The organism is Mixta theicola (assembly GCF_002895925.1).
Classification (GTDB): Bacteria; Pseudomonadota; Gammaproteobacteria; order Enterobacterales; family Enterobacteriaceae; genus Mixta; species Mixta theicola.
Genome location: NZ_NWUO01000001.1, coordinates 71475 through 83549 on the forward strand (window position 1 = coordinate 71475; position 12075 = coordinate 83549).

Consider the following 12075-nt stretch of genomic DNA (forward strand, 5'->3'; position numbering starts at 1 on the left):
TTAAATGCCAATACGTTGTTTTTGACGACCTTCAAGGTGTTCCGCATAAGCCTGGTTAACGCTTTCGCGGGCGCTGACTTCTGGTACGCCGACATCCCACCACGCATCGCCCGGCGTCCAGTCGAACGGATGGGTGGCAATGGAAATCACCGTCGTGCGATCGTTACCTTTCGCCCAGCGGATGGCTTCTTCCAGTTCATCCAGTGAGGTGACCTTACGCGCCAGTGCGCCCATGGATTGCGCATTAGCGACGAAATCGACGTGGAATGGCTCTTTCACGCGGCAATCTTTCAGCAGGTTGTTGAACGAGGCGCCGCCTTTCGCATTCTGCAAACGGTTAATCACCGCAAAGCCGCCGTTATCACACACCAGCAAAATGAATTTATGGCCGGACAGCACGCTGGAATAGATGTCGGAATTCATCATCATGTAGGTGCCATCGCCAATCATCACGAAGACATCCCGATCCTGTTCTGTCATGGCCGCTCCCCAGCCGGCAGAAAGTTCATAACCCATGCAGGAGAAGCCGAATTCGCAATCAAAGGTGCCGGGATTTTTTACCCGCCAGCCTTTCACCAACTCACCGGGAAGCCCCCCTGCCGCGCTGATAATGTAATCTTCCGGCGCCGCCGCCGCGTTCACCACGCCAATCACCTGAGCGTAAGTAGGATCGCCTTCGCTGACCGTGCGCTCCTGCCGCTGAGCGATCAGCTCATTCCATTTAGCGAACTCCCGCCGTCCCTTCTCCAGCCAGCTATCGGCGGCTTTCCAGTTCCCCAGCGCCGCATCCAGTTCGGCAATGCCTTCACGCGCATCGCATACCAGCGGGATGGCAAAATGCTTATGGGCGTCGAAACGGGCCGCATTCAGCGAGATAAACTGGGCTTTATGATCGAAGACGGTCCACGAACCGGTCACGAAATCCATCAGCCGCGTTCCCACCGCGATCACCACATCCGCCGTCGCCGCCAGGGCGTTGGCCGAGGTGGAGCCAAGAATGCCGACTGGCCCCATATGCACGGGATTGTCGTGGCTGAAGGCGCCCTTCCCGGCGATAGTTTCCACCACCGGAATACCGTGGGCGACGGCAAACTGTTCCAGCTCGACCTCGGCCTGTGAATAACGTACGCCGCCGCCGGAAATAATCAGCGGCCGCTCAGCCTGTTTCAGGCACTCTACCGCACGGGCGAGCAGTAAACGATCGGGACGCGGACGCGGCATCTGATGCAGACGCGGCGTGAAGAACTCTTCCGGATAGTCCCAGGCCATCTCCTGTACATCCTGGCAAACGCCGATAAAGGCCGGGCCGCAGTCGCCAGGGTCCAGCATGGTTGCCACCGCCTGCGGTAGCGAAGAGAGAATTTGTTCCGGATAAGTAATACGATCCCAGTAGCGCGAAACGGCCTTAAAGGCGTCGTTGACGGTTTGCGTCGGATCGTTGAAGTGCTCGACCTGCTGCATAACCGGATCGGGATGGCGGCGGGCGAAGCTATCGCCGCAAATCATCAGCACCGGCAAGCGGCTGGTATGCGCGACGCCCGCGGCGGTCAACAGGTTGGTGGTGCCGGGGCCAATGGATGCCGTCACCACCATAATCTGTCGGCGCGCCATCGCTTTGGCGAAGCCCACCGCCGCAAAGGCCATGGATTGTTCGTTCTGACCACGCCATGTCGGCAGCGTCTCCTGCGCCGCTTCCAGCGCTTCGCCCAGACAGGTCACATTACCGTGACCGAAAATCCCGTACACGCCGGGGAACAGCGGCACGCGCTGGCCGTCTACTTCGGTAAATTGATTGCTCAAATAGCGAACTATCGCCTGAGCCGTCGTGCAACGAATCGTAGCCATATCCTCACTCACTCTTATTAGATGCCGTACGACAGCATCGCGTTTCACTCAACAACAGAAATTGCTACCAGTTAATAATGGCAACAAAAGCTGCAATTCCAGGCGACAAGGCTCCCGCTTGCCTTAGACGGAAGCCTTATTAAGACGGACTAATCATGCTTGCGTTTACGCAGGGTTTCCGTGCGTTTTTCGCGTTCGGTAATCGTTTCGATATGGGGTGAACCCGTGGGCTGCAAGGCCGACGCCAGCGCCATAGCAATGCTTTGCGCCAGACAAACCGGCGCCGCCAGCGAGCGTGAGAAGCTGTATTCCTCTTCTGGAATGGTAAACAGCACCCTGGCGCTCTTCGCCAGTGGCGATAGCGGGCTGTCGGTGATCGCCACCACCGGAACGCGGCTGCTATTGGCATCATCGGCAATCGCTATCACCTCTTTGGCATAATGACGGAAGGCGATGGCAATCAGCACATCAGTCTTCCGCATATTATTTGCCATTTGCGGCGCCAGGCCGCCGGCGGAATCCAGCAGGATCACCCGACGGTTAAGCATCGTCAGCAGATAACGCAGCAGCAAAGCGATCGGCTCGGAGCGCAGCTGACCGGCGATATAGATGGTTTCCGCTTCCTTCAGAAGCGCCGCCGTACTATCCAGATCGGCTTCCGTCACGCTGTCCAGCAATTCCTGCAATGTCGCAATATCGCGAATCACCAGGCTTTGCAGGAAACCATGGCTCCCCTTTTGCTCGTTCTTACGCAGATCGTTTTCCAGCGCGGTAATCCGCTCGTTATACCCCGGCGCCACGGTTGCCAGGCGCGTCTGAAACACGCTCTGCATCTGCTTAAAGCCGCTATAGCCAAACGCCTGCGCAAAGCGCACCAGTACCGAAGGGTGCATACCACATTTGGCGGCAACGGCGTTAATCGACTCCAGCGCCACGGTATTCGGGTTTTGGGTGATATAACGTGCGGCCTGCTGATAGCGTACCGACAGCTGCGGGTAGCGCTTCGTTATTTCATCCACAACCTGCTCATAGTTCGCATGAGGTAATGGATCAGCTACAGTTTCACGTTTCTCACTTTTACTCATCAATCATTCCTTTGCGGGTCAACCGTTCAACTTTCCGGCCTTTCTTCGCAATAAAAATTGCAATTAAGATATATATGCAATTAGTTCTAACGTATTTGCAACATGCAGGGAAAAACTCTTCTCAATATTTGTGATTCGCTTCTAAAAATTCACTTTTCGTCATGGCTCCTCTGGGCAGAAACAAAAACCGATATTAACTTATCCATTGATTTTTAAAGATAAAAAAAACAAAACAAACCAACAACTCTTCGTTAACAACCTCATTGCAATTTTTATTGCAATTACTCTAGTATTGCAAGGACTGATGCTTACAAGGTTTTTGGGTTCAGACGAGAGGCCCATCAGCTAACCCGTTTTCAAGTGGCAGGATCCCATGAGCCTGAAACATATGCCGGAGGTTAGAAATATCATGTATCAAGACTTTGGACAGTTCATCAATGGTCAGTGGCGTAAAGGCAGTAGCAGTGAAGCAGTGATTGTTATCGATCCGGGCAACGGTAAGCCGCTGGGCGAGATCCCGGCGGCGACCGCTGCGGATACCCAGGAAGCCCTTACCAGCGCGGAACATGCCTTCAGCGTCTGGAAATCTACCCCGGCCTGGACGCGCGCCGATTTATTGCAGGAAGTGGCGCGTCAGATGACGGCCTGTATCAACGACGCAGCGCCGCTCATCTCGAAAGAGAGCGGCAAACCGCTGGCGCAGGCCAAACGCGAGTGGGAACTGTCTATCGATCAATTTATCTGGTATGCCGAAGAAGCGCGCCGCATCTATGGCCGCATAGTTGAAAGCCGCGTGCCTGGCGGGCGCTGCGAAGTGCTGCACGAGCCGGTCGGCGTCGTCGCCGCCTTTACCGCATGGAACTTCCCGGTAGTGTTAGTGGCCCGTAAACTCGCCCCCGCCCTGGCCGCAGGCTGCACGGTGGTGCTGCGTCCGTCCAGCGAAGTTCCCGGCTCCGCAATGCTGATTTTTGAATGCCTGCGTAAAGCGGGACTGCCCGCCGGCGTGGCTAATCTGGTGGTGGGAGCGACGGCGGACACCTATGAACCGCTGATTACCTCCCCCATTGTCAAAAAAGTTTCCTTAACGGGCTCTACGCAGCTGGGTCAGCAGATGATCCGCGACTCGGCGGCCACCATTAAACGTCTGAGCATGGAGTTGGGCGGCAACGCGCCGGTCATCGTTTATGAGGATGCGGACCTGGAAAAAGCGCTGGATCTCTCCGTGGCCACCAAATTCGCCAACTGTGGCCAGGTTTGCGTCACCTGCGATCGCTTTTATGTCCATGAAAGCCGCTATGACGATTTTGTACGCGGTTTCGCCGAGCGCGTCAGCAAGCTGAAAGTGGGTTACGGACTCGAAGAGGGTACGCAGATGGGGCCGCTGATCAACCCGCGCCGCCTCAAGGCGATTGAAGCGATCGTCGAGGATGCGCGCAATAAAGGCGCGCGTATCGTCACCGGCGGCCAGCGTATCGACCTGAACGGCGGTTATTTCTACGCGCCGACGGTGATTGCCGATGTACCGGACGACGCGCTGGCGATCGCCGAAGAAAACTTCGGCCCCATTGCCGCTATCACCTCATTCAGCTCCAGCGAAAACCTGTGGCGCCGGGTAAACAGCTCCGAGTTTGCCCTCTCCGCCTACGCCTTTACTCGCGATCCTGCCCGTATCCGCGAAACGGTCGCACGGCTGGAAGCCGGTATGGTGGGTATTAACAGCTATGCGCTGGCCGCCGCCGAAGCGCCTTTTGGCGGTATCAAAGCCAGCGGGATGGGACGTGAAGGCGGCAGCGAGGGCATTCATGACTATATGAACGTCAAACTGGCTCAAATTGTGGTGTAAGGAGCAGGCGATGAAACAGAACAACCTTAAAACATGCTGGCATGACGGACGTACGGTACTCAACGGCTGGTTGAGCATCGCCAGCGCCTTCTCGGCGGAAATTATGGCGGAGCAGGGTTACGACTCGCTGACCATCGATTTGCAGCACGGTTTTGTTGGCTACGAGCAGGCTACACATATGCTCCAGGCGATGCGCGCCAGCGGCGTTGCGCCGATGGTACGCGTGCCGTGGCTGGAGCCTGGCATCATCATGAAGGCGCTGGACGCAGGTGCCTGGGGCATTATTTGCCCAATGGTCAACACCGCGGAGCAGGCCCGTACGCTGGTATCCTGCGTGCGCTATCCACCTGGCGGAAGCCGCAGCTTCGGCCCCACGCGCGTGTCCTTCTCCGCCGGTCAGGATTACGGCCAGCACGCCGATGAGCAGGTGGTCTGTTTCGCCATGATTGAAACCGCCGAGGCGCTGGAAAACCTTGAAGCGATCGTCGCCACCCCCGGCCTTGACGGCGTATATATCGGTCCAGCCGATCTGACGCTGGGATTAACCGGACGTAAATATCGCACCGGTTTTGACCGTACTGAACCGGAAATTGTCGACGCCATCAAGCACATCCTGCACACCGCGCACCGCGCCGGTAAAAAAGCTGGCCTGCACAACGGTTCGGCGGCTTACGCCGCGAAGGCCGCGGAGTGGGGATTCGATCTGGTCACGCTCTCCAACGATGTACAGCTGCTGCGCTCCGCCGCTGCGGCCAGCGTACAGCAGTTCCGCGAACTCAACGGCGTCGGGTCGCAGAGCCGCCAATATGCCCAGCCGGGAGGATACTGAGATGGCAAATATTCTGGTCGCCGGCAAAATCCATCAGGCCGGTCTTGATATTCTGCAACGCACCGCTGGGTTTAACGTCCAGCTCGTTAACGAAGTCAGCGTGGAGAGCTACGCGCCGTTTCTTAAAGACGCCGATGCGCTGCTGATCCGCACCCAGCCGTTAACCGCGCGTGAAATTAACGCCGCGCCTGGGCTGCGCATTGTTTCCCGTCACGGTGTCGGCTACGACTCGGTGGATGTCGATGCCCTGACCAAGCGCAATATTCCGCTGACCATCGTTGGCGATGTGAACTCGCTTTCGGTGGCCGAACACACCCTGACGCTGCTGCTGGCGGTGGCCAAGCGCGTCAGCTATTTCGACCGCAGCATCCGCGAAGGAGAGTGGAATCGTCGCAACGGCTTTTCCGCCGTGGAAGTCGCGGGCAGGACGCTGTTTATCCTCGGCTTCGGCCGCATCGGCAGAGAAGTAGCGCGCCTGGCCAAATGTTTTCACATGCAGGTCATCGCGTATGACCCTTTCCTGCCTGACAGCGTATTCGCTGAACACGGCGTCACACGGATTACCGAGATCAAGCGCGGGTTGCAACAGGCCGACGCGGTTACCGTGCATCTGCCGTTAAGCGGTGATAAACCCCTTATCGGCGAGGCGGAACTGGCGCTGATGAAGCGTGGCGCCATGCTGATCAACACCGCCCGCGGCGGGATCGTCGATGAAGAAGCGCTCGCCGTCGCGTTGCAAAATAACGCCCTCGGCGGCGCGGGGCTGGATGTGTTGCGGGATGAGCCGCCCGCCCCTCACGCCGCCCTGCTTGCCCAGAGCGATCGCTTAATCCTCAGCCCGCATACGGCGGGCCTGACCGAAGAAGCGGCAATACGTATGTCGGTCTCTGCGGCGACCAACATCGTCAATTATTTTACGGGTCAACTTGATAGCGAGCTGGTAGTCAATCAACAGGTTCTGCAGCTTAACGACCTGATGAGCCAACTGCCCTGATCACCATAACATCCTCTTAACGGAGAATATCATGCTCAAGATTGCTGTTCTCGGCGCTGGCCGCATCGGTCAGGTTCACGCAGCGAACGTCGCTCACCACAACGATGCTCAACTGGCGATGGTTGCCGATCCCTTTATTGATAATGCCCGCGCGCTTACCGCCCTGTATGGCGGAACCGCGGTAAAAGATCCTCTGGACGCCATCAACCATCCAGAAATTGATGCGGTGGTTATCGGTACGCCGACCGATACTCACGTCGAATTGATGCTGGCGGCCGCCAGAGCCGGGAAAGCCGTGCTGTGCGAAAAACCGGTCGATCTTGATATTCGCAAAGCGCTTGAAGCGAAACAGGCGCTCGGCGAGCACACCACCCGCGTAATGTTGGGCTTCAACCGCCGCTTTGATGCCGGACACAGCGAAATGCATCAGCGCATTCGTAACGGCGATATTGGCGATCTGCATCAGGTGATCATCACCAGCCGCGATCCGGGCCTGGCGCCGATGAACTATCTGAAGCACTCCGGCGGCATTTTCCGCGACATGGTGATTCACGACTTCGATCTGGCGCGCTGGATACTCGGCGAGGAACCGGTGGAAGTGTTCGCGACCGGCAGCCGCCTGTTTGAACCGGCGCTGGAAGCGCTGGGCGATTACGACACCGTGATGGTACAGCTGCGCACGGCTTCCGGCAAACAGTGCCAGATCAACTGCAGCCGCCAGGCGGTCTACGGCTATGACCAGCGCCTGGAAGTATTTGGCTCTAACGGCATGATGCTCAGCGATAACCAGCGCGATACCGGCGTACGCCGTTACGGTGCGCAGGAGACGGAAGTCCGCGGTCCGCTGCTTAATTTCTTTATGCAGCGCTACGCCGAGGCTTATCGCCGCGAAATGGATGTCTTTATTTCTGCCGTCAGCAATGACGACACGGTGCCGGTGACCATTCATGACGGTTGCCAGGCGTTAAAACTGGCGGATGCGGCGCAGCTTTCTGCGGATACGCATACGGTTGTTAATGTGGATTGAGGGAAGTAACGATGCGTAAGTTAGGTATTGGCCTGATCGGTACGGGCTTTATGGGAAAATCTCACGCTATGGCATGGAAAGCGGCGGCGTCGTTTTCGGGCGATATACAGCCGGTGCTGGTCAGCGTGGCGGATATTGATAGCGACGCGGCACAGCGCGCGCAGCAGCAGTTCGGCTTCCAGCGCTGGACGAATCGCTGGCAGGATCTGATTGACGATCCGGAGATTGATGTGATTTCCATCACCTCCCCCAACCGCTTCCACGCCGAGCAGTCGCTCGCCGCGATTGCCGCCGGTAAACATGTTCACTGCGAGAAACCGCTGGCCCCGGATAGCGCCACCGCGGAACGCATGTATCGCGCCGCCGATCGGGCTGGCGTGATCACTCAGGTCGGTTTTAACTACGTCAAAAACCCGCTGCTGAAAATGGCGAAGAAAATGATCGCCGATGGCGATCTGGGAGAAATTATCGGCTTCCGCGGCATTCACGCCGAAGATTTTCTGGCCAGCCCGACCGTTCCCTGGTCATGGCGGCTCGATCCGTCAGGCGGCGCGGGCGCGGTAGCCGATTTGGGTAGCCATATCCTTGGCATGGCGCGTTTTCTGCTTGGCCCGATTGAGGAACTGGTTGCCGACCTGGAAACGGTGATCAAAACGCGTCCGGAAAGCCCCGGCGCAACAACAAGCAAAGCGGTGGAAGTGGATGACATCGCCCGCCTGACGGTGAAATTTGCCCGCGGCTGCAGCGGCCATATCGAAGCCAACTGGGTCGCTGCAGGGCATAAAATGCAGTTGGGCTTTGAAATCACCGGCTCGAAAGGCTCGCTGATTTTTAACCAGGAGCGTTTCAACGAGCTGCAATATTTCCGCTTCAGCGAAGATGAAAGCAAAAACGGTTTTGTCACGCTGGTCGCCGGCCCGGAACATTATCCTTACGGCCTGTTCTGCCCGGCACCGGGGCATCAGCTCGGCTTTAACGATCTTAAAACGATCGAAATGCTGGAATTTATTCAGGCAATCGCCAAGGGCAACACCGCCGGCCCGGATTTCAAAGAAGCCTTTGAAATACAGAAAGTGGTCGATGCCGCCGTCGCCTCTTCCCGTGAAAGAAGCTGGATAAAAATCTAAATCACGCGTTACGCCTGGCAAGGAAGCCAGGCCCAGACTCTTGTTTCTGCATATGAAAAGAAATACGAGGAGAATGTTATGTCTGACAGTAATACAACTGAAATCAATGAAGGGAAATCTTCATTTAGCTGGCAGTCGCTATCCCGTAGTCTGCCCAAAGATACCGGCATATTTGTCGTAATGGTATTAATCGCACTCGTATTTGAATGTGCAGGATGGTATTTACGCGATCAGTCTTTTCTACTTAACACCAACAGATTGATCCTGATTGTCTTGCAGGTTGCCATTATCGGCATTATTGCCGTAGGCGTGACCCAGGTCATTATTACCTCAGGGATCGATTTATCATCGGGTTCGCTCATTGCCTTATCGGCCGTTATTGCCGCCAGCCTGGCGCAAACTTCAGATAGCATGTCACCCATGTTCCCCTCGCTGGTGAATCTGCCGGCGGTCATCCCGGTTTGTGCCGGCATTGGCGTCGGATTAATCTGCGGGTTTATTAATGGCATATTGATTACCCGGACGGGAATACCGCCTTTTATCGCCACGCTTGGGATGATGGTGTCCGCCCGCGGCCTGGCGCAATATTACACCCAGGGTAATCCGGTCAGTTTCCTCTCTGACAGTTTTACCGCTATTGGTCAGGGTGCGATGCCCGTAGTGATCTTCCTGCTGGTCGCTTTCGTATTCCATATTGCACTGCGTTCCACACGTTACGGAAAATATATCTATGCCATCGGCGGCAATATCGTTTCCGCTCAGGTTTCCGGAATTAACGTGAAGAAGTATCTCGTGATGGTTTATACCATTGCCGGCGGTTTAGCTGGTTTAGCGGGTGTCGTGCTCGCCGCGCGCGTCAGCAGTGGACAGTCCAGCATGGGGATGTCTTATGAACTGGACGCCATCGCTGCTGCGGTCATTGGTGGCAGCAGCCTGATGGGCGGCGTTGGCCGCATTACCGGGACGCTGATCGGCGCCTGTATCCTGGGCCTTATTAAGAGCGGTTTCACTTTTATTGGTATCGATGCTTATATTCAGGACATTATTAAAGGAGCTATTATCGTGAGCGCCGTCGCTATTGATATGTATCGCAACAAAAAGAAACGCTGAATAATATCTGCTGTAGCAATAAACCCTACGAAAGTGATGTCGATAATAAAACCGGCGATGTCAGATACATTCTGACTGCAATCATTACTATGGAAGACTATCATGAAAAAACTTATTTTATTCTGCCTCGCTCTGATTTCCATCAGTCCTTCAGCATTTGCTTTACAGATTGGTATTAGCTTCTCACAAATGGATGTGGTATTTCACTCGCTGCTGCGCGCCCATATTATTGAGCACGCCAAAGAATATCCTGATATGAAGATTCAGTTTGAAGATGCACAGGGCGCGCCTGATAAACAGCTAAGCCAGGTACAAAACTTTATTAACGGCAAAGTGGACGTTATTATTGTCCAACCCGTTGATACCCAGGGAACGAAAAACATTACCGCTGCGGCACGCGCGGCTAAAATCCCGCTAATCTATCTCAACCGTATGCCGTCTGACTCTAAAATGGGTGATGGCGTCAGCTATATCGGCAGTGATGAAATTGAAGCCGGTCGCCTGCAGATGCAATATCTGGCGGATAAAGTGAAAGACCGGGAAAGCGTTAACGTCGCGATCATGAAAGGTTTATTAAGCAACGATGCAACGCGCTTCAGAACCCAGGGCGCGAAAGAAATTATCGCCAAACATCCGAATATGCATGTCATCGTTGAAGATACGGCAAAATGGATGCGTGAAGATGGCATGAACTTAATGAATAACTGGATTCTGGCCGGCGATAAAATTGACATTCTGTCTGCGAACTCAGATGAAATGGCGATCGGCGCCGCGATGGCTATCAAAAGTAACGGGATGAAAGTGGGGAAAGATGTTTTAGTTGGCGGCACCGACGGCGGCCCGAATGGCCTGCAGGCGATTAAAACCGGCCTGATGACCGCTACCGTATTCCAGGATGCGAAATCGCAGGCCTACGGCGCGGTGGATATGGCGGTAAAAGCGGCCAAAGGCGAAAGCGTACAGGCTATTAACTTCATCCCGTTCCAGTTGATTACGCCGGAAAACTACCAGAAATTTATGACAAAATAAGCGTTACGGGATCTCTCGCACCTGTATTGATTACAGGTGCTGGTTTTTTGACTTTCAATTCACAGACCTGAAGAGTCCGCTGAGATAATTTTTGAGAAATGCCTTATCGGCTCGACAGATAAAGTGGATAGTTAAACTGTTCCGCCACGGGAATAATAATCAGCTATCTGCCTCAAATGACAACACCAAAGCCATTAACCTATATGGAAGGTTATCATGAAAAGATTCGCCTTAATTGCTCTGACTCTACTCTCGCTCAGTCCGGCAGCCTTTGCAGTACAAGTTGGCGTCAGTATTGCGCAAATGGATGATGTATTTCTTTCCCGTCTGCGTGGCTATATTATCGAGCAGGCCAAAACCCATCCCGACATGAAAATTCAGTTTGAAGATGCGCAGGGCGCGGTCGATAAACAACTGAGCCAGGTTCAAAGTTTTATTAATGGTAAAGTGGATGTCATTATTGTTACTCCGGTAGATACGCAGGGCACCAAAAATATGTCCGCTGCGGCACGCGCGGCTAAAATCCCGTTAATCTATCTCAACCGTATGCCGTCTGATTCTAAAATGGGTGATGGCGTAAGCTATATCGGCAGTGATGAAATTGAAGCCGGTCGCCTGCAGATGCAATATCTGGCGGATAAAGTGAAAGACCGGGAAAGCGTTAACGTCGCGATCATGAAAGGTTTATTAAGCAACGACGCAACGCGCTTCAGAACCCAGGGCGCGAAAGAAATTATCGCCAAACATCCGAATATGCATATTATCGTTGAAGATACGGCAAAATGGATGCGTGAAGATGGCATGAATTTAATGAATAACTGGATTCTGGCCGGCGATAAAATTGACATTCTGTCTGCAAATGGCGATGAAATGGCGATTGGCGCCGCAATGGCTATCAAAAGCAACGGTCTGAAAATTGGCCAGGATATTTTAGTTGGCGGCACCGACGGCGGCCCGAATGGCCTGCAGGCGATTAAAGCCGGCATGATGACCGATACCGTATTCCAGGATGCGAAATCGCAGGCCTACGGCGCGGTGGATATGGCGGACAAAGCCGCCAAAGGCGAAAGCGTACAGGCTATTAACTTCATCCCGTTCCAGTTGGTTACGCCGGAGAACTATCAGAAGTTTATGCCCCATTAATCTCGCCGCTCTCTGTGCTCCTTTGCACCTGCGTTTTTTTGCA

Annotated in this window: 10 protein-coding genes; 8 read left to right on the forward strand and 2 right to left on the reverse strand. The window is 54.7% G+C overall.

Features of this window, described 5'->3' with window-relative positions:
* Positions 1–1845, reverse strand: a complete 1845-nt coding sequence (gene iolD, locus COO59_RS00370; protein WP_103057867.1) for a 3D-(3,5/4)-trihydroxycyclohexane-1,2-dione acylhydrolase (decyclizing) — start codon at positions 1843–1845, stop codon at positions 1–3.
* Positions 1846–1994: 149 nt separating this feature from the next.
* Entirely contained in the window at positions 1995–2930 is a 936-nt protein-coding gene (locus tag COO59_RS00375; RefSeq protein WP_103057868.1) for a MurR/RpiR family transcriptional regulator, read from the reverse strand.
* 373 nt (positions 2931–3303) lie between these two features.
* Between COO59_RS00375 and COO59_RS00380 the strand changes: the two genes are divergently transcribed.
* The 8 genes from COO59_RS00380 (at position 3304) to COO59_RS00415 (ending at position 12032) form a co-directional block, all read left to right on the forward strand.
* The gene (locus tag COO59_RS00380) at positions 3304–4773 is read left to right on the forward strand and encodes an NAD-dependent succinate-semialdehyde dehydrogenase (RefSeq protein WP_240614058.1); all 1470 of its coding nucleotides are present in this window, start codon (positions 3304–3306) and stop codon (positions 4771–4773) included.
* Between the two features lie 10 nt (positions 4774–4783).
* A complete protein-coding gene (locus COO59_RS00385) occupies positions 4784–5602 on the forward strand; it encodes an HpcH/HpaI aldolase family protein (protein ID WP_103057869.1) in 819 nt (272 codons plus the stop codon).
* A 1-nt stretch (position 5603) separates the two neighbouring features.
* Positions 5604–6596, forward strand: a complete 993-nt coding sequence (locus tag COO59_RS00390; protein WP_103057870.1) for a hydroxyacid dehydrogenase — start codon at positions 5604–5606, stop codon at positions 6594–6596.
* Positions 6597–6627: 31 nt separating this feature from the next.
* Positions 6628–7623: an inositol 2-dehydrogenase gene (gene iolG / locus COO59_RS00395; RefSeq protein ID WP_103057871.1), complete on the forward strand. Its 996-nt coding sequence runs from the start codon at positions 6628–6630 to the stop codon at positions 7621–7623.
* A gap of 11 nt (positions 7624–7634) precedes the next feature.
* Positions 7635–8750 (forward strand): Gfo/Idh/MocA family protein, encoded by a 1116-nt coding sequence (locus tag COO59_RS00400; protein WP_103057872.1) that lies wholly within the window; start codon positions 7635–7637, stop codon positions 8748–8750.
* A gap of 78 nt (positions 8751–8828) precedes the next feature.
* Complete coding sequence (locus tag COO59_RS00405) at positions 8829–9860, forward strand: ABC transporter permease (RefSeq protein ID WP_103057873.1); 1032 nt, start codon at positions 8829–8831, stop codon at positions 9858–9860.
* A gap of 102 nt (positions 9861–9962) precedes the next feature.
* Entirely contained in the window at positions 9963–10889 is a 927-nt protein-coding gene (locus COO59_RS00410) for a substrate-binding domain-containing protein (RefSeq protein WP_103057874.1), read from the forward strand.
* 216 nt (positions 10890–11105) lie between these two features.
* Positions 11106–12032: a substrate-binding domain-containing protein gene (locus tag COO59_RS00415; RefSeq protein WP_103057875.1), complete on the forward strand. Its 927-nt coding sequence runs from the start codon at positions 11106–11108 to the stop codon at positions 12030–12032.
* The last annotated feature ends 43 nt before the right edge of the window (positions 12033–12075 follow it).